15 protein-coding genes and 1 pseudogene are annotated in these 17,716 nt (G+C 61.2%); 12 read left to right on the top strand and 4 right to left on the bottom strand.

Annotated features, from left to right (window positions below; translation table 11 throughout):
* Window positions 1-30 precede the first annotated feature (30 nt).
* The gene (locus tag ACODSV_RS13060) at window positions 31-924 is read right to left on the bottom strand and encodes a LysR family transcriptional regulator (RefSeq protein WP_069076241.1); all 894 of its coding nucleotides are present in this window, start codon (window positions 922-924) and stop codon (window positions 31-33) included.
* A 187-nt stretch (window positions 925-1,111) separates the two neighbouring features.
* Here ACODSV_RS13060 and ACODSV_RS13055 point away from each other — a divergent pair, with 187 nt between their 5' ends.
* The 6 genes from ACODSV_RS13055 (at window position 1,112) to ACODSV_RS13030 (ending at window position 8,945) form a co-directional block, all read left to right on the top strand.
* The gene (locus ACODSV_RS13055; RefSeq protein WP_150054122.1) at window positions 1,112-2,779 is read left to right on the top strand and encodes a GMC family oxidoreductase; all 1,668 of its coding nucleotides are present in this window, start codon (window positions 1,112-1,114) and stop codon (window positions 2,777-2,779) included.
* Window positions 2,780-2,894: 115 nt separating this feature from the next.
* The gene (locus ACODSV_RS13050) at window positions 2,895-4,517 is read left to right on the top strand and encodes an MFS transporter (RefSeq protein WP_024074509.1); all 1,623 of its coding nucleotides are present in this window, start codon (window positions 2,895-2,897) and stop codon (window positions 4,515-4,517) included.
* A 162-nt stretch (window positions 4,518-4,679) separates the two neighbouring features.
* Window positions 4,680-6,629 (top strand): DNA topoisomerase III, encoded by a 1,950-nt coding sequence (locus ACODSV_RS13045; protein WP_150054121.1) that lies wholly within the window; start codon window positions 4,680-4,682, stop codon window positions 6,627-6,629.
* A gap of 129 nt (window positions 6,630-6,758) precedes the next feature.
* Window positions 6,759-7,199, top strand: coding sequence for a CBS domain-containing protein (locus ACODSV_RS13040; RefSeq protein WP_024074507.1), 441 nt, complete (start codon window positions 6,759-6,761; stop codon window positions 7,197-7,199).
* Between the two features lie 8 nt (window positions 7,200-7,207).
* Window positions 7,208-8,056, top strand: coding sequence for an NAD-dependent protein deacetylase (locus ACODSV_RS13035; RefSeq protein ID WP_102625477.1), 849 nt, complete (start codon window positions 7,208-7,210; stop codon window positions 8,054-8,056).
* Window positions 8,057-8,615: 559 nt separating this feature from the next.
* Complete coding sequence (locus tag ACODSV_RS13030) at window positions 8,616-8,945, top strand: hypothetical protein (protein ID WP_069076246.1); 330 nt, start codon at window positions 8,616-8,618, stop codon at window positions 8,943-8,945.
* 100 nt (window positions 8,946-9,045) lie between these two features.
* On the opposite strand, the gene ACODSV_RS13025 is transcribed toward ACODSV_RS13030, so the two are convergent.
* On the bottom strand, window positions 9,046-9,945 hold the full coding sequence (locus ACODSV_RS13025) for a LysR family transcriptional regulator (protein ID WP_069076247.1): 900 nt from the start codon (window positions 9,943-9,945) through the stop codon (window positions 9,046-9,048).
* Window positions 9,946-10,077: 132 nt separating this feature from the next.
* On the opposite strand from ACODSV_RS13025, the gene ACODSV_RS13020 reads away from it, so the two are divergent.
* From ACODSV_RS13020 to ACODSV_RS13010, 3 genes are read left to right on the top strand one after another with little or no spacing between them, the layout of a single operon-like run.
* Window positions 10,078-10,776, top strand: a complete 699-nt coding sequence (locus ACODSV_RS13020) for a CoA transferase subunit A (protein ID WP_010566044.1) — start codon at window positions 10,078-10,080, stop codon at window positions 10,774-10,776.
* 31 nt (window positions 10,777-10,807) lie between these two features.
* Window positions 10,808-11,467 (top strand): CoA transferase subunit B, encoded by a 660-nt coding sequence (locus ACODSV_RS13015; protein ID WP_024074503.1) that lies wholly within the window; start codon window positions 10,808-10,810, stop codon window positions 11,465-11,467.
* 11 nt (window positions 11,468-11,478) lie between these two features.
* Complete coding sequence (locus ACODSV_RS13010; RefSeq protein WP_102625476.1) at window positions 11,479-12,660, top strand: acetyl-CoA C-acetyltransferase; 1,182 nt, start codon at window positions 11,479-11,481, stop codon at window positions 12,658-12,660.
* Between the two features lie 182 nt (window positions 12,661-12,842).
* Here ACODSV_RS13010 and ACODSV_RS13005 read toward each other — a convergent pair whose 3' ends face one another.
* A complete protein-coding gene (locus ACODSV_RS13005; protein WP_024074501.1) occupies window positions 12,843-13,265 on the bottom strand; it encodes a PaaI family thioesterase in 423 nt (140 codons plus the stop codon).
* Window positions 13,266-13,422: 157 nt separating this feature from the next.
* On the opposite strand from ACODSV_RS13005, the gene ACODSV_RS13000 reads away from it, so the two are divergent.
* Window positions 13,423-14,289: a DUF4349 domain-containing protein gene (locus ACODSV_RS13000; protein ID WP_024074500.1), complete on the top strand. Its 867-nt coding sequence runs from the start codon at window positions 13,423-13,425 to the stop codon at window positions 14,287-14,289.
* Window positions 14,290-14,437: 148 nt separating this feature from the next.
* On the opposite strand, the gene ACODSV_RS12995 is transcribed toward ACODSV_RS13000, so the two are convergent.
* Window positions 14,438-15,523 carry a DUF1615 domain-containing protein gene (locus ACODSV_RS12995; RefSeq protein ID WP_069076249.1) on the bottom strand — a complete coding sequence of 362 codons (1,086 nt, stop codon included), beginning with the start codon at window positions 15,521-15,523 and terminating at the stop codon, window positions 14,438-14,440.
* A 144-nt stretch (window positions 15,524-15,667) separates the two neighbouring features.
* Here ACODSV_RS12995 and ACODSV_RS12990 point away from each other — a divergent pair, with 144 nt between their 5' ends.
* A complete protein-coding gene (locus ACODSV_RS12990; RefSeq protein ID WP_150056463.1) occupies window positions 15,668-16,282 on the top strand; it encodes a LysE family translocator in 615 nt (204 codons plus the stop codon).
* Between the two features lie 226 nt (window positions 16,283-16,508).
* Window positions 16,509-17,716: pseudogene (locus tag ACODSV_RS12985) on the top strand (type IV secretion protein Rhs); the annotation flags it as partial.

Raw genomic sequence — 17,716 nt, 5'->3', positions numbered from 1 at the left:
GGAGCCTCCCACATTGTTGATCCGGTTTCTTCAGTTGGATTCGCCGAGCAGCAGCGGCTGCTCCCGCGCGCACAACTCCACCACGTAATCCCACAACACCCGCAGCCGCACCGACTTGTGCAACTCCCTGCGCGAGCTGATCCAGTAGCTGCGCTGAATCCCCTCCCCCGGCAGCAACGGCACCAGGTCGGGGTCGCCGGCGGCCATGAAGCACGGCAACACGGCAATCCCCAACCCCGAGCGTGCCGCCTGGTGCTGGGCGATCACGCTGGTGCTGTGGAACACCACCTTGGGGTTACGGCAGAAACTGCTAAGGAACTTCAATTCCTGGCTGAACAGCAGGTCGTCGACATAATCGATCCATGAATGGGCCGCGAGGTCTTCGCGTTTTTCAATCGGTGGCGTGCGCGCCAGGTAGGCGCGGCTGGCGTAGAGGGCCAGGCGGTAGTCGGTGAGCTTGCGCGTTACCAGTTGGTCGACGCTGGGGCGTTCGAGGTGAATACTGATTTCCGCTTCGCGGTTGAGAATGCTGACAAAGCGCGGCACCGCCACCAGCTCGACTTCCAACCCTGGGTAGCGCTCGAACAGCCCGCCCATGCGGCTGGCGAGGAACATCACGCCCAGGCCCTCGGCCACGCCCAGGCGGATCTTGCCTAGCGGAGCGGCGCTGTGGGTGAGTTCGTCTTCGGCCAGCAGCGCGACGTTTTCCATGGCTTCGGCGTGCTTGAGCAAGGCTTCGCCAGCAGGCGTCAGCTCGTAGCCCTGGGCGTGCTGCACAAACAACGCCGTACCCAGGCTTTTCTCGATGGCCTCGATATGCCGCGCCACCGTGGCGTGGGTAGTTTTCAGGCGCTGTGCGGCAGTCAGCAGGCGGCCGCTGCGCTGCAACTCCAGGAAATACCGCAGGTCATTCCAGTCGAACATGTCGCCTTTCTCCCTTGGGCATAAATAATGACTTAAGCCTCGCCACAACAAGCTCGTTCGCCAAAGGGGCTGGCGCCTACCGGCAGCGCTGTTTAAAAACGCACAGCAGCTGGGTAAAAACTAACATTTTTAAGACGAAAACTAACAACTAGGATGGAGCCAATAAGAAAAACAAGCGAGACCTCAGATGCCCATTGCAGCTGCGCAATACGATTACGTGGTAGTAGGCGCCGGCCCCGCGGGTTGCCTGCTGGCCAATCGACTGTCCGCCAACCCCGCCCACCGCGTGCTGCTGCTCGAAGCCGGTGGTCGCGACAATTACCCCTGGATCCATATCCCCGTCGGCTACCTGTTCTGTATCGGTAACCCGCGCACCGACTGGTGCTTCAAGACCGAAGCCCAGGAGGGCCTGCAAGGCCGCGCCCTGAGTTATCCACGCGGCAAGGTGCTGGGGGGCTGTTCCTCCATCAACGGCATGATCTACATGCGCGGCCAGGCCCAGGACTATGACGGCTGGGCGGCGGCAGGCAACGCCGGCTGGGCCTGGAAAGACGTGCTGCCGCTGTTCAAGCAGAGCGAAAACCATTTTGCCGGCGGCTCGGAATTCCACAGCGATGGCGGCGAATGGCGGGTAGAACAACAACGATTGTCGTGGCCGATCCTGGATGCGTTTCGCGACGCCGCGGCGCAGAGCGGCATTGCCAACATCAGCGACTTCAACCAAGGCGATAACGAAGGCTGCGGCTACTTTCAGGTCAATCAGAAGGCCGGGGTACGCTGGAATGCGGCCAAGGCATTTCTCAAGCCAATCCGCCAACGGCCTAACCTGACCGTGCTGACCGAGGTGGAGGTCGACCGTGTGCTGCTGGAGAACGGCCGCGCTTCCAAGGTACTCGGGCGCCAGCACGGCCAGCAGGTCAGTTGGGAAGCCCGCAAGGAGATCGTGCTATGCGCCGGCGCCGTCGGTTCGCCGGGTATCCTGCAACGCTCGGGAATCGGCCCCGCCCATGTGCTCAAGCCGCTGGGCATTGACGTGGTGCATGAACTGCCGGGTGTCGGCGGCAACCTGCAAGACCACTTGCAACTGCGGCTGATCTACAAGCTGGAAAACGCCCGCACCTTGAACCAGATCGCCGGCACCGTGTGGGGCAAGATGGGCATGGGCCTGCGCTACCTGTATGACCGCAGCGGCCCGCTGTCGATGGCGCCCAGCCAGCTCGGTGCGTTTGCCCGCTCCGGCCCGGAACAGACCTCGGCCAACCTTGAATACCATGTACAGCCGCTGTCCCTGGAGCGTTTTGGCGAGCCGCTGCATGCCTTCCCGGCCTTTACCGCGTCGGTCTGCGACCTGCGCCCGCACAGCCGCGGCCGCATCGATATTCGCTCAGCCAACCCGGCGGATGCACCGCTGATCCAGCCCAATTACCTCAGCCATCCGGAAGACTTGCGCGTCGCTGCCGATGCCATTCGCCTGACCCGGCGCATTGTGGCGGCGCCGGCCCTCAGCCAGTTCAAACCCGTGGAGTACCTGCCCGGCGATGCGTTGCAAACCGAAGAGCAACTGCACGAAGCCGCCGCGCGCATCGGAACGACTATCTTCCATCCCGTGGGCACCTGCCGCATGGGCGATGACAAGGACGCGGTGGTCGACGCGCAACTGCGCGTGCATGGCGTGCCCGGCCTGCGCATCGCCGATGCCTCGATCATGCCGCGCATTACGTCCGGCAATACCTGTTCACCGACGCTGATGATCGCCGAGAAAGCCGCGCAGTTGATCCTTTCACCGAATACTGCAGGAGCAAGCCAGCTCGGGAACAACGCAAAGGCGCCGCGTTCATCCAGGTTTCCCGCGTAATCGTTGACGATTTTCGCGAGCAAGTCCGCTCCTACCGAGGAACGGAAAACAGACCGGCGCCGAGGTTGGCGCCGACAGTGGAACAACAATAAATAATCACTGTGAGGGATACCCGATGTCAGAACATGCTCAAGTCCTGGGCTCGGCGGTCAGCCCGAGTACCGCCAGCGAATCAAGGAAAGTCATTTTCGCCTCGTCCCTGGGGACGGTGTTCGAGTGGTATGACTTCTTCCTCTACGGCGCCCTGGCGGCGGTGATCAGCAAACAGTTCTTTGCCGGGGTCAACGACACCACGGCGTTTATCTTTGCCCTGATGGCCTTTGCTGCCGGCTTTGTCGTACGACCGTTCGGCGCCCTGGTATTCGGTCGCCTGGGCGACATGATCGGACGCAAATACACCTTTCTCGTCACCATCATCCTGATGGGCGTCGCGACCTTTTGCGTCGGGCTGTTGCCCACTTACGCCAGCATCGGCATCGCGGCGCCGATCATCCTGATCGTGCTGCGCATGCTGCAAGGCCTGGCGCTGGGTGGTGAATATGGCGGTGCGGCCACCTATGTCGCCGAACATGCGCCGGTCGGCAAACGCGGTCTCCACACCAGCTGGATTCAATCCACTGCCACCCTCGGCCTGCTGCTCTCGCTGCTGGTTGTGCTGGCATGCCGTTACTTCACCGGTGACCAGTTCGAAGTCTGGGGCTGGCGCATTCCGTTCCTGTTTTCCATCGTACTGCTGGGCATTTCCACCTGGATCCGCATGAGCCTGCATGAGTCACCCGCCTTCCTGAAGATGAAAGAGGAAGGCAAGGCGAGCAAGGCGCCGATCCGCGAGTCCTTTGGCAAATGGGAAAACCTCAAGGTGGTGCTGATTGCGCTGTTCAGCATCAACGGCGGGCAAGCGGTGACCTTCTACGCGGCGCAGTTTTATGTGCTGTTCTTCCTTACGCAGTTCCTGAAGATGGACCCGGCCCTGGCCAACATGCTGTTGATCATCAGCGTCGTGATCGGGGCGCCGTTCTTTATCTTCTTTGGCTGGCTCTCGGACAAGGTTGGACGCAAGCCGGTGCTGATGCTCGGCCTGCTGCTGGCCACCGCGTTGTACTTCCCGATCTTCAAGAGCCTGGCGCACTACACCAACCCGGCGATGGACCAGGCCAGCCACCAGGCGCCAATCACCGTACTGGCCGACCCGGCCACCTGCACCTTCCAGTTCGACCCGGTAGGCAAGGCGCGTTTCGACAGCCCCTGCGACAAGGTCAAGACCTTCCTGGTCAAGCAAGGCCTGCCCTACAGCAGCGCCGCCGCCCCGGCCGGCAGCCCGGTGCAAGTGAGCGTGGGTGAAGTGCGTATCGATGGTTTTGACGAAGCCGCCCTGCGTGGCGCGGTGGCGCTGGCGGGTTATCCGACTTCGGCGGATGTGGCCCAGGTCAACAAGGTGATGGTGGTGGTGCTGATCGTCGCGCTGATCCTGATCGCAGCCATGTGCTACGGCCCGCTGGCGGCACTGATGGTGGAACTGTTCCCGACGCGCATCCGCTACACCTCGATGTCCCTGCCTTACCACATCGGTAACGGCTGGTTTGGTGGGTTCCTGCCAACCGTGTCGTTTGCCCTGGTGGTGTACACCGGCGATATCTTCTATGGCCTGTGGTACCCGGTAGCGGTGACTGGCGTTAGCCTGATCGTGGGGATGTTCTGCCTCAAGGAAACGCGGCATGTGGATATCGATAACAACTAAACCGATCTTCTGAACACAGGAGATCCCCTGTGGGAGGCTGCCCCTCCCACATTTTTTCCAGCGCCACACAAATAGCTGTATATCCATCCAGATAAAGGTTGATCATTTCCCGTCTTTTGCCCATCCTGCTCCCCATTCAACTCTGTATCGAATGGGCTGACCATGCGGCTGTTCCTCTGTGAAAAACCCTCCCAGGCCAAGGATATCGCGGCCGTGCTCGGCGCCAGTCGCCGTGGCGACGGTTGCTGGCTGGGCAACGGAGTCACCGTCACCTGGTGCATCGGCCACCTGCTGGAAACCGCCCCGCCCGACGCCTACGACGCCAAGTACAAACGCTGGGTGCTCGCCGATCTGCCGATCGTCCCGCAAACATGGAAAATGCGGGTCAAGCCCAAGACCGCCAGCCAATTCAAGGCGGTCAAGCGCCTGCTGGGGGAAGCCCAGGAACTGGTGATCGCCACCGACGCCGACCGTGAAGGCGAAATGATCGCCCGGGAGCTGGTGGAACATTGCCGTTATCGCGGGCCGATCCAGCGGCTATGGTTGTCGGCGCTGGACGACGCCTCCATTCGCAAGGCCCTGGCCGCACTCAAGCCCGGTGCCGAGACCTTCAGCCTGTATCACTCGGCGTTGGGCCGCTCCCGCGCCGACTGGCTGATCGGCATGAACATGAGCCGCCTGTTTACCTTGCTCGGCCGTCAATCCGGCTACCAAGGCGTGCTGCCAGTGGGGCGCGTGCAAACCCCGACGTTGCGCCTGGTGGTGGACCGCGACCGCAGCATCGCCGACTTCGTGCCGGTGGCGTACTGGGCGATCGATGTCGACCTGCGTCATGAGCACATGACGTTCACAGCCCAATGGCGCGCCGCCGAGGACGCCTGTGACGACCAGGGCCGCTGCCTCAACCCGCAACTCGCCCGGGACGCCGCCGACGCCATGACCCAGGCCGCCCGCGCACAGTTGGTGAAGTTGCGCACCGAACGCATGCGCGAAGTGGCCCCCCTGCCCTTCGACCTGGGCACCCTGCAGGAAATCTGCTCGAAGAAGCTCGGGCTCGGCGCCCAGGAAACCCTGGATATCGCCCAATCCCTCTACGAAACCTACAAGGTCATCACCTACCCGCGCAGTGACTGCGGCTACCTGCCATTGAGCCAGCACAGCGAAGCGCCGAAGATTCTCGCCGCGCTGGGCCGCGCGGATGCGGCAGTGAACGAGTTGATGCCGCATATCGACCCCCAGCGCCGCTCACGAGCCTGGAATGATGCCAAGGTCAGCGCCCACCACGGCATCATTCCCACCGGGGCCGGCAAGGACGTTGGCCAACTCACCGGCAAGCACCGCGCGGTCTACACCCTTATTCGCGCGCGCTACCTGGCGCAGTTTCTGCCCAACCACGAATACGATCGCACTCAGGCGGATTTCGACTGCGCGGGCCAGGCGTTACGCGCGGTGGGCAAAGTCGTGATCGAAGCGGGGTGGAAACGGGCCTTGCCCGAAGCCCTCGCACCGGCCAAGGGGCGCGAAGCCCCGGCCCCCCAGGCCTTGCCAACACTGGTGCAAGGCCAGGAATACGCAGTGGCCAAGGTCAACCTGAAGGACCTGTGGACCCAACCGCCCAAACCCTTCACCGAAGGCGACCTGATCAAGGCGATGAAAAACGTCGCGAAACTGGTGGAAGACCCACTGCTCAAGCAAAAACTCAAGGACACCACCGGCATCGGCACCGAGGCCACCCGCGCCGGCATTATCCAAGGGTTGCTCGACCGGGGTTACCTGGTGAAGAACGGCAAGGCCTTGTCGGCAACCCCGGCAGCCTTCAGCCTGATCGACGCGGTACCCCGCGCCATCGCCGACCCCGGAACCACCGCGATCTGGGAGCAGGCGTTGGACATGGTGCAAAGCGGCGAGATGAGCCTGGAAGAATTCGTCGCCAAACAGGCGGCCTGGATGAGCAAGCAGGTGGCGCGCTGCAACGGCATGCGCATGACCATCATGGGGCCGGCCAGCCCGGCGGGCCGAGGCGCCGCACCGTGGAAAAAGAAGCGCAAGGCCGCACCCCGCAAGACCGCCGGCAGCCCCAAGCGCGGCAAAAAGCCAGCGAATGCGGGATGAAAGGTAAAAAAAACCGGCGAATGACGTTTTTCGACGGGTTTAACGCCGCTTTGGACCTTGCCGCCGCGCGGGCCGTCTAGGATTCTGTAGGGGGAGCCAGACTAACTAAAAAAAACCGGAGTGGTCGCCATGAAAACCGTTGCACAAGTGCTCAAAGCCAAGGACCAGAAAAACCAGGAAGTCCATGTCATCAAACACGACCACACCGTGTTTGAAGCACTGGTCCGGATGTCGGAGAAAAACGTCGGGGCCTTGCCGGTCGTTAAGGATGGCGTGGTGGTAGGCATCATCAGCGAACGTGATTACGCGCGCAAAATCATGCTCAAGGGTCTGTCGTCGGTCACTACAAAGGTCCATGAGGTGATGAGCTCTCCGGTGATCACCGTCGACACCCATAAAAAGGTCGATGAGTGCATGAACATCATGACCGACAGTCACCTGCGCCACCTGCCGGTGGTCGAAGACGGCAAACTGCTGGGCCTGCTCTCCATCGGTGACTTGGTAAAAGAAGCCATTGCCGACCAGGCCGACCTGATCAAACAGCTGGAGCAATACATCCGCGGCGAATAGGGGACCCCATGCTCGACACGCTGGAACATCAAGAGGATCACCTCGACACCCTGCACCGGGCCCTGGCCGAACGGCGCTTTCTGGTGTTGACCGGTGCAGGGATCAGTACGTCGTCGGGGATACCCGATTACCGTGACAGCGAAGGCGTACGCCGGGGCAAGGCGCCGATGATGTACCAGGAGTTCCTGGCCACACCGCAAGCGCGACGCCGTTACTGGGCGCGGGCAATGCTGGGTTGGCCGCGAGTACGTATCGCCCAACCGAACAACGCCCACCGCGCGCTGGCGACCCTGCAGCAACGCCAGCGCATCAGCGGCCTGATCACGCAAAACGTCGACACCCTGCATGATCAGGCCGGTAGCCACGATGTCATCGAACTGCATGGCAGCCTGCATCGAGTACTGTGCCTGGATTGCCAGCTACGCAGCCCCCGCGATGGCGTTCAGCGGCAAATGGAAATCGCCAATCCCTACCTGGCGCAGGTGCATGCCGTCCAGGCGCCTGATGGCGACACCTTGCTTGACCCGACCTTCGAAGAGCAGTTCCAGGTACCCCACTGCCCCCATTGCGATGGCGAACGACTGAAGCCGGATGTGGTGTTTTTTGGCGAGAACGTCGCGCCGGCCACTGCGGCCAGGGCGATGGCCGCAGTGGCGCAGGCCGAGGGCTTGCTGGTGGTGGGCTCTTCGCTGATGGCCTATTCGGCATTTCGCCTGTGCAAGGCGATGGTCGAACAGGGCAAGCCGGTGATCGCCATTAACCTGGGCAAGACCCGAGGCGATGAGCTCTTGCAGGTGAAAATCGAAGCCTCTTGTGAGCGGTTGTTGCCTTTGCTGGCCGAGCGGCTGGGAGCCTAAAGACACCACAGATCAACCCGTCGAAGGGGGCGGTGCGACGATTCGACTTACCCCCTCCCACCAGGGTCAAGCGCTGCATGGCCACTTGGCGCCGGCGACTAATCAGCACAAAAAATGACGCCCAAGTCACCTTCTCCTGCATCCTCCCGTCCCCACGGCGATTTATGTAGTGATCGAGAATAATCACTACATAACCGTTGACGTAACCTTTTTGTCCTTGCATGATCTAGACGTCTCCCGGATCGGGAGCGTTGGCAACAAGCGTTTTGAACAAGCTCGTCTGACCGCCGAGCTGTTTTTTCCGGATGTGCACTGCCCACAAGGCAGATTGATGAAGCTGACCGGCCCGAAAGGATCGGTACAAGGAGCTCAAACGCTGCTTGTCTTCGTTATGAAACCATTGCGTAGCAGTTCATCAGCAAGACTACATGCATCAGGTTCAAGACCCTGCCCGTATTCGGCAGACAGTCGCTGACGCCCGGTTTTCGGAACCGGAGACAACTTAAACGTGTATTAACGAATCAATTGATAGATCGCCAACTGGTCAAGGGGCTTACACATGAATCTGAACAACCAACCAACTATCGATGAATTGGCTGATATGTTCGCAGCGCAGAAAGACAAACTCGACGACCATATCCTGTGGATTGGTAAATCGGGCGAAGTCAAAATTGACTGCCTGGCGCCCCACACCGAAGAAGCGGAGTTCGACCGCAATAACCGTGAACTGGCGGCGCGCCTGCGGATGTACCGCCGCGGCCAGGGTTATGTCGGTAAAAAAGCGGCTGCCGATCGTAACTTTATCGAGCAGGTGTTCCATACACTTAATACCGAATGGCAGAACATCAAGGGCCAATCGCAAGTTAAAGTGATTGATAAATACTGCTGATAAAAAATCATTACAACATTAAGTCCGCCCGGTTAGCCGAGCGGACTTTTTTATGCGCGCGATTATTTTTTATTCATATAAACCGGCGCTGACGCAAGCGTCACAGCGGGAACCGGCCCTTCCCCGCCTCATCGCGAAAGATGTCAAACAACGCCTGCGCGGCGGCTGACAGTTCATACCCCGGCTTGGTCAACACCCCAATCGGCCGCTCTATCACCGGGTCGGTCAAGGTAATGCAATGGGCTCCCGCCTCCCGCATCTGCTGCGCACATAACGCCGGTACCGCGCTGACGCCCAAGCCGCTGGCAACCATCTTGCCCACGGTTGCCAATTGGTGGCTCTCCAATGCCACCGGTAGCTTGCGTTTTAAAGCGCCCAGGTGTTCTTCGAGCATCACCCGCACCGTAGAGGGCCGCTGCAAGGTAATAAACGGTTGCTCCAGCAGGGTTTGCCAATCGATCTCGGCGTACTGCGCCAGCGGTGAATCGCCAGGCACCACGGCAATGAAGCGGTCCAGGTACAGCGGGGTAAAGACCAGTGACGAGCCTTCCGCCGGCTCAAACGCCACGCCCAGCTCCACCTGGCGGTCGCGCACCATTTCCAGCACCTGTTCGTTGATCAGGTCGTGTACCGTCACATTCACCTGGGGGTAACGTGCGCGGAATATCTTCAGGATCGGCGGCAACAGGTTACCGGCGAACGACGGCATCGCGGCCACCGTTACCCGCCCCCGCTGCAGGGTGAACAACTGGCGCAGTTCGTCCTCGGCATTGTCCCAGTCAGCCATCAGCCGGCGTGCCAGGGGCAGCAGGGATTCGCCCTCGGGTGTCAGCGCGACATTGCGTGTATTACGGCTGAACAAGCGCCCGCCCAGCCCTTCTTCCAGGCCCTTGATGGTCAGGCTCAAGGCCGATTGGGAGAGGTGCAGGCGTTCGCAGGCAGCGGCAAAACTCAGGCTCTGGGCCACGGCAAGAAAGGCACGCATCTGTTTAACTGTCATGAGGCTACTCCGTAGACGGCTCGACTATGCTGTTTTCTAAATCAATCAACCTTAAAAAACAACTTAACAAATCAATCCGTCGGCGCAACACTTCGTTCAATGGCTGGACCACAAACAATAAAAGAGGTGCATATGGCAGGTTTCGATAAACGCGTGGCGTCCTATGAAGAAGCGCTGGCAGGCCTGGAAGACGGCATGACCGTGCTCGCGGGTGGTTTTGGCCTGTGCGGCATTCCGGAAAACCTCATCGCCGAAATCAAGCGCAAAGGCACCCGCGACCTGACCGTGGTTTCCAATAACTGCGGCGTCGACGGTTTCGGCCTGGGCGTGCTGCTGGAAGAAAAGCAGATCCGCAAAGTGATCGCCTCCTACGTCGGTGAAAACGCGCTGTTCGAGAAGCAATTGCTCAGCGGCGAAATCGAAGTGGTGCTGACTCCCCAAGGCACCCTGGCGGAAAAAATGCGCGCAGGCGGTGCTGGCATCCCAGCGTTCTTCACTGCCACCGGTGTCGGCACGCCCGTCGCCGAAGGCAAGGAAACCCGTGAATTCAATGGCCGCCCCTACCTGATGGAAGAGTCCATCACCGGTGATTTTGCCATCGTCAAGGGTTGGAAAGCCGACCACTTCGGCAACGTCATCTACCGCCACACGGCCCAGAACTTCAACCCGCTGGCCGCCACCGCCGGCAAGATCACGGTGGTCGAAGTCGAGGAAATCGTCGAACCGGGCGAGCTGGAACCGTCGCAGATCCACACCCCTGGCATCTACGTCGACCGGATCATCTGCGGCACCTTCGAGAAGCGCATCGAACAGCGCACCGTCCGCAAATAATCCACGTCCAGAACAATAAGAGGAAGTCACCATGGCTCTCACCCGCGAACAAATGGCTCAACGCGTCGCCCGCGAAATGCAGGATGGTTTTTACGTCAACCTCGGCATCGGCATTCCGACCCTGGTGGCCAACTACATCCCCGAAGGCATGGAAGTGATGCTGCAATCGGAAAACGGCCTGCTTGGCATGGGCCCGTTTCCCACCGAAGAAACCATTGATGCCGACATGATCAACGCCGGCAAGCAAACCGTGACCGCGCGTATCGGCGCCTCGATCTTCTCCTCCGCCGAGTCCTTTGCAATGATTCGCGGCGGCCACGTCGACCTGACCGTGCTGGGTGCGTTTGAAGTCGACGTCCACGGCAACATCGCCTCGTGGATGATCCCCGGCAAGCTGGTCAAAGGCATGGGCGGCGCCATGGACCTGGTGGCCGGCGCAGAAAACATCATCGTGATCATGACCCACGCGTCCAAGGACGGTGAGTCCAAGCTGCTCAGCCAATGCAGCCTGCCGCTGACCGGTGCGAACTGCATCAAGCGTGTACTGACGGACCTGGCCTACCTGGAAATCGAAAATGGCGCTTTTGTCCTCAAGGAACGCGCACCTGGCGTCAGCGTTGAAGAGATTGTGAGCAAGACCGCCGGTAAACTGATCGTCCCGGACAACGTTCCAGAAATGCACTTCCAGTGAGGACTGATTCCATGCAAGACGTCGTGATTGTCGCTGCCACCCGCACCGCCGTGGGCAGCTTTCAAGGTTCGCTGGCCAGCATCCCGGCACCGGAACTGGGCGCTGCCGTGATCCGTCGCCTGCTGGAGCAGACCGGCCTGGACCCGGCCGAAGTCGATGAAGTGATCCTCGGCCAGGTGCTCACCGCCGGCTCAGGCCAGAACCCGGCGCGCCAGGCCTCGATCCTGGCCGGCCTGCCCCATGCCGTACCCGCCCTGACCCTGAACAAGGTCTGCGGTTCGGGCCTCAAGGCCCTGCACCTGGGCGCCCAGGCCATCCGCTGCGGGGACGCCGAGGTGATCGTCGCTGGCGGCATGGAGAACATGAGCCTTGCTCCCTACGTGTTGCCTGCTGCGCGCACCGGCTTGCGCATGGGCCACGCCAAGATGATCGACAGCATGATCACCGATGGCTTGTGGGATGCGTTCAATGACTACCACATGGGCATCACCGCCGAGAACCTGGTGGACAAATACGGTATCAGCCGCGAAGCCCAGGACGCCTTCGCCGCCGCGTCCCAGCAAAAAGCCGCGGCCGCCATTGAAGCCGGGCGCTTTGCCGATGAGATCACGCCGATCCTGATTCCCCAGCGCAAGGGCGACCCGATTGCCTTTGCAGTGGATGAACAGCCGCGCGCCGGCACCACCGCCGAATCCCTGGCCAAGCTCAAGCCGGCGTTCAAGAAAGACGGCAGTGTCACCGCCGGCAACGCCTCCAGCCTCAACGACGGCGCCGCTGCGGTGCTGCTGATGAGCGCGGACAAAGCCAAGGCCCTGGGCCTGCCGGTGCTGGCCCGTATCGCCAGCTACGCCAATGCTGGCGTCGACCCGGCAATCATGGGCATCGGCCCGGTCTCGGCGACCCGTCGTTGCCTGGACAAGGCCGGCTGGAAACTGGGCGACCTGGACCTGATCGAAGCCAACGAGGCCTTCGCCGCACAATCCCTGGCGGTGGGCAAAGAGCTGGAATGGGACGCCGACAAGGTCAACGTCAACGGCGGCGCCATCGCCATCGGCCACCCGATCGGTGCTTCAGGCTGCCGCGTACTGGTGACCCTGCTGCATGAAATGATCAAGCGCGACGCCAAGAAAGGCCTGGCGACGCTGTGCATCGGTGGCGGCCAAGGCGTGGCCCTGGCACTCGAACGCAGCTGATAAAAGAGCAACACTGAAAAGGCCCGGCTCCACGAAAAGCCAGGCCTTTTCTTTACGCGGTTTCCCTGAAGAAACACAGTCCAAATGTGGAAGGGGGCTTGCTCCCGATAGAAGCGGGTCAGCTACAGATGTATTAACTGACCCACCCTCATCGGGGGCAAGCCCCCTCCCACATCAGATATTCATTGCCTGTCAGATTGAGGCACGGCAAACACCGCATTAGCCCGCGCGACTACCTTCTCCCCCACCCGCAAACCCACGGTGGCAAACGCCATCTGCCGCCCCCGCTTGTGATGCTCCAAGCGCACGGTAATCCACTCCCCCACCTGCACCGCTCCCAGGTAATCAACCGTCATGCTTGCCGTAATCAACGGCAACGGCGGCTCACTGGAAAACGCCATGGCATACCCCATGCCGATATCCGCCAGCGTCGCCAACACCCCGCCATGCACCGTGCCGCGTCCATTGGCGTGACGGTTGTCGGCACGCAAGCCGATCTCCAGTTGCAGGCCCTCTCCCCGGCAATACGCCGGGCCCAACAAGTCAAGAAGCGGACTGCTTCGGGGCAGCGAGACAAAACCTTCGGGCACAGCGTGAGCGATCATGGCGAGTACGTCCCTGGAATAAGGCTTGAGGTGTACGCCGGGTCCGAAACGACGGCCATCACCATCAGCGCTGCAAATCCCCTGGGATGCTTTGCGTTAATTGGCCAGACCCGCTTTAATCGCCGCCAATGTCTCCTGCACACCTCAAGGAATCGCAATGCGCCACCTGGACGGCAACTCCCACCCGCTCCGCATGCCTCTGATGATCTTGTTCGCCGGCCTCGCCCTGGCCGGCTGTTCGCCCAAGGACCACTCCCGCGCCACGGTGATCAGCGGCGAACAAGGCCGGGCCGGCGCGCAACTGGCCTATGAACATGAGTTGACCCTGGCCCTGCCTGGCGCCTTGCTCGCACCACGCATGCAGGCCACTCGCGAAGCCTGCGAGTCCGCGCGGTTTGGCGCCTGCAATATCCTCGGCATCACCGAAGACGGTAATGGCGGCGAGATCATCCTGCGCATCGCGCCTGGCGGCGTGGAACCGATGGTCACCCTGGCTGCAGAAGGCGGCAAACTCGGACAGCGCATCACCCGCGCCGAAGACCTGGCCGATGCGGTCGCCGATGTGCGCCGTCGCCAGGATCGGCTGCAAGCCCAGCAGCAACGCCTCGACGAACTGGCCAAGCGCAAAGACATCACCGTCAGCGACCTGATCGCCTTGAGCAAGGAGCAAGCGGGCATCGAAAACGAGTTGCAGGCATTGGCCCAGGTCGCTGCCGGCCAGCAACATCGCCTCGATACCAACCGCGTAACGCTGAACTTCCGCTCCTCCGACGGCGCGAATCAAGCGTCACGCTTCAGCCGGATGTTCAGCAACCTGGGCACGAACCTGGTGGACGGCACCGCAGACGCCCTGGAGCGCGCCAGCTACGTGCTGCCGTTCGTGATCCTGGCGTTTCCGGTGGTGTGGTTGTGGGTGTGGCTATGGCGCAGATTCGTTGTGTCGCACAGGCTTGCTGTGGCGAGCGGGCTTGCCCCGCGTCGGGCCGCGAAGCAGCCCCGGAATCAGGAGCCAAAAGATACCTGATACACCGCATTCTGCTTTATTGGGGCTGCTTCGCAGCCCGACGCGGGGCAAGCCCGCTCGCCACGACAAGCCTACTAGCCAGAGCAAGCCTACTGGCCAGAGCAAGCCTACTGGCCAGAGCAAGCCCGCTCGCCACAGTGATTCGGTGTCAGCGCTTCATACAACGCTGATACCGCTCATCCACGCGCTTGGCAAACCACGCCGTGGTCAGGTTACGGGTGATCTTCGGGCTCTTGAGCACAATGCCCGGCAGGATCGCCCGGGGCAGCGGCTTGCCAGCAGCTTTGTCGGCCAGGGCAAACACCCGTGTGTAGAGGGTCGTCTCTTCAAAATCCAGCTGCTCACCCTGCTCCAGTTGGCTACGGATGCTGGGGTTGCGCATGTCCAGCTTCGCGCCCAATGAGCGCACCGCCAGTTCGGTGGTGCCGGGCAACAAGGAACCGTAGTTGATCAGGTCGCCATCCAGCGCCAGTTCTTTACCCGAGACACGGCTGACAGCAGCCTGGAACGCCGCATTACGGCTGGCGTACCAACCCGCATTGAAGTCGGCGAAGCGATACAGCGGCTGCTCGTAGCTCACCGGATACCCCAGTAAATGGGCGATACCGAAATACAGGCCGCCACGCCGGGTAAAGACCTCGCGGCGAATCGTCCCCTCCACCGTGTAGGGATAACCCCGCGCGTGTTTTTGCGCAAAATCGATGCTGACCTGCATGGGCCCAGCAGTGTGCACTGGGTTGAAACCGCCAAACAGCGTGTTGCCCAAAGGCACCATGCTGATGAAATCGTCGAAAATACCGCTGAGGTCTTTCTCCGTGCGCGCGGCGTTCAAGCGATCGGCGTAGGACTTGCCGGTGGGTGAACGCAATTGCAGCGCACTGCGTACGACAAATGCCGGCACATGGACCTTACCGGCACGGCGCAGGATTTCATCCTGGGCGATCTTGCCCATGCCGGGTACTGCCGGGTCGACCTGGTAGGTGGACTCTTGCTCGGTCACCGCCAACACAGCGCAGATATTTTCAGTACTGGGGTAGATATTCTGGGTGTCGAAGGCCGTGTAAATGTCTTGGGCCCACCCATTCCGGTCCGCCACCGTTGAGGGCAGCAGTCGCACGATCTGCGCTTTCACCTCAGCCTCGCTGCGCTCCGGCTGTTGCGGGGCCCGCGATGTAGAGCAGCCGGCCAGCACCAGCAAGGGGGTGAGGCACAGGATCAGGCAGCGTACGGACATGGGGCTTCCTTGAAAGACAATGGTCAGGCATTGCGGGGTTCGACCGGTAAGTCTAACGCGGGTTCGCCAATCGCCCCTCTCGCCCTCCCAGGCCGAACGTGACAGGATCTATCAACGACCATTCCTACACGGAGTTTGAATGCCATGCTTAGCCTGAACTTTTTCGTCACCTGCCTGATTGTCGTGCTGATTCCCGGCACCGGCGTGATCTTCACCGTGTCCACAGGCCTCACGGCCGGCAAGCTCGCCAGCGTCTTCGCCGCCCTGGGCTGCACGGCGGGCATCCTTCCCCACCTGCTGGCGTCGGTGCTTGGCCTGTCCGCGCTGCTGCACACCAGTGCGCTGGCCTTCGAAGCGTTGAAGTACGCCGGCGTCGCCTACCTGTTGTACCTGGCGTATGCCACCTGGCGGGATCGCTCGGCCTTCGCCATGAACGACGCGCCAACGGTCGCGACTGCACGCAGCTTGATGGTCCGCGGTTTCCTGCTGAATATTCTCAACCCCAAGCTGACCATTTTCTTCCTGGCCTTCCTGCCCCAGTTCGTCACCCCAGGCAGCACCGCGCCCGCCCTGCAAATGCTGGTGCTGAGCGGCGTGTTCATGGCGATGACCTTTGCGGTGTTTGTGGTCTATGGCCTGCTGGCCAACGGGTTCCGCCGTACGGTGGTCGAGTCGCCACGGGTGCAGAACTGGTTGCGGCGCAGTTTTGCGGCGGCGTTTGCGGGGTTGGGGCTGAACCTGGCATTTGCGCAGCGTTGAAAGCTTACATTCGCCTGGCCGCCAAGCCCTTTCGAGCTGGGCCGAAAGAAGACGAAACGTCCCACCCAATCGCCGGATAACCTCTACTCCCCTTCCCTGAGAACATCTGCAAAGTCCCTCGCCTGAATACACAGTGCGAGGGATTGCAGATGGCGTTTTTTATTGAGGCCCCGATGGCGGGGGCTGCCGCTTGAACCCGGCCATTGGCAGGTTAGTCCTGACCCCAATGGACGTGAAGACGGTCGACGTTGAAGGCGTCTTCCGCGACTTTCGTGAATGCCTCAACACCTTTGACACCTGGGCGGCGAGCTTCTGGAGCTTTTCGGCACTCGATGTCGAGCAGGTATTCAAGGTAGGGGATGAGGTGGCGCTGGTCGCACCGACGACCCGTTCCCTCTATCCGAGCAGCACCGTCGCCACATGCCGGGCCGATGGCACGCTGACGCTGGTGCATATGTTCCAGAGCACGCGCTTCGTCCCCATCGGCAATACACCGGTGGTGCTGCAACGCGTTGATCCAAACGGCGGCCCGCTGGGTGAACCGATCCACAAAACCATCGGCGCGAGCGGCATCCTCGAAATCACCGAGTGCGATCGCAACCAGCAGTACCAAATCACCTTCTATCCCAACGTTTCCAAGGATCACGTCAAGGCGCTGTATGCGTCTTATCAGTCGGTGATCGCCGAGCTGGAAGTGCGCCTGCGTGAAGAGTGGGCCGGCGCTTTCCAAGCTCAGTGGCAAGGCTATACGGACACCAGCCCACTGGACCGGCGCAGGCTGCTGGAGACCGCGTTCCTAAGTGGTATCGGCAAAGCGCTCTACAGCCTGTGGGACAACATTACGCAGCTGTATGAGCTGCTGAAGGACATCAAGCCCAACAGCGAAAAGCTGCTGCAATACCTCTCCCAGGCCGAGCTCGATGAGCTGTTGAAGCTGGGCAACGACAAGATCGCCCATGGCCTGCTGATCCTCAGCGATGAGCCGCTGCTGTTCATCTATGTGTCGGCGATGGTCAGTTGGATGCGCCTGCTGCCGCCCCCGCAAATGCATGAACTGTGGGGCGAGATCACCGGTGAGGTGCTGATCAACCTGCTGCTGATTCGGGTGACGGGCGGGATGGGGGTTGCGGTGCGCCTGGGCTCCCAGGTGCTGAGCCAGGTCAAGTCCGGACGGGCGCGGGAGCTGCTGGAGTTGCTCGCCAAGCAGGTTGCAGGACCGACGTTGGAGCCCCATGTGGCAGCGGCGAAACCGTTGTTGCTCGGCGGCTCGATGATCTCGAAGTCTGTACCTGTTGCACCGCTGAAGGCGGGTGAGAACCTGGTTTCAAACTCGGTGCCGGCAGTTCGAAACAAGACCCCGCAAACGGTATTGGTCCGGCAAGAGCACGTGGATGATGCGCCTCTTTCGGGGAAAAACCCTGCGGGGGATGCTGC

This window comes from Pseudomonas sp. FG86 (assembly GCF_057808775.1).
Note: the sequence above shows the minus strand (reverse complement) of the source record. Positions and strands in the feature narration are given on the sequence as shown.

Coding starts and splice junctions, on each gene's coding strand:
- ACODSV_RS13030 (WP_069076246.1), top strand. CDS start 8,616: ATGAATCTGAACAACCAACCAACTATCGATGAATTGGCTGATATGTTC.
- ACODSV_RS13015 (WP_024074503.1), top strand. CDS start 10,808: ATGGCTCTCACCCGCGAACAAATGGCTCAACGCGTCGCCCGCGAAATG.
- ACODSV_RS13055 (WP_150054122.1), top strand. CDS start 1,112: ATGCCCATTGCAGCTGCGCAATACGATTACGTGGTAGTAGGCGCCGGC.
- ACODSV_RS13040 (WP_024074507.1), top strand. CDS start 6,759: ATGAAAACCGTTGCACAAGTGCTCAAAGCCAAGGACCAGAAAAACCAG.
- ACODSV_RS13000 (WP_024074500.1), top strand. CDS start 13,423: ATGCGCCACCTGGACGGCAACTCCCACCCGCTCCGCATGCCTCTGATG.
- ACODSV_RS13050 (WP_024074509.1), top strand. CDS start 2,895: ATGTCAGAACATGCTCAAGTCCTGGGCTCGGCGGTCAGCCCGAGTACC.
- ACODSV_RS12990 (WP_150056463.1), top strand. CDS start 15,668: ATGCTTAGCCTGAACTTTTTCGTCACCTGCCTGATTGTCGTGCTGATT.
- ACODSV_RS13020 (WP_010566044.1), top strand. CDS start 10,078: ATGGCAGGTTTCGATAAACGCGTGGCGTCCTATGAAGAAGCGCTGGCA.
- ACODSV_RS13010 (WP_102625476.1), top strand. CDS start 11,479: ATGCAAGACGTCGTGATTGTCGCTGCCACCCGCACCGCCGTGGGCAGC.
- ACODSV_RS13005 (WP_024074501.1), bottom strand. CDS start 13,265: ATGATCGCTCACGCTGTGCCCGAAGGTTTTGTCTCGCTGCCCCGAAGC.
- ACODSV_RS13060 (WP_069076241.1), bottom strand. CDS start 924: ATGTTCGACTGGAATGACCTGCGGTATTTCCTGGAGTTGCAGCGCAGC.
- ACODSV_RS12995 (WP_069076249.1), bottom strand. CDS start 15,523: ATGTCCGTACGCTGCCTGATCCTGTGCCTCACCCCCTTGCTGGTGCTG.
- ACODSV_RS13045 (WP_150054121.1), top strand. CDS start 4,680: ATGCGGCTGTTCCTCTGTGAAAAACCCTCCCAGGCCAAGGATATCGCG.
- ACODSV_RS13025 (WP_069076247.1), bottom strand. CDS start 9,945: ATGACAGTTAAACAGATGCGTGCCTTTCTTGCCGTGGCCCAGAGCCTG.
- ACODSV_RS13035 (WP_102625477.1), top strand. CDS start 7,208: ATGCTCGACACGCTGGAACATCAAGAGGATCACCTCGACACCCTGCAC.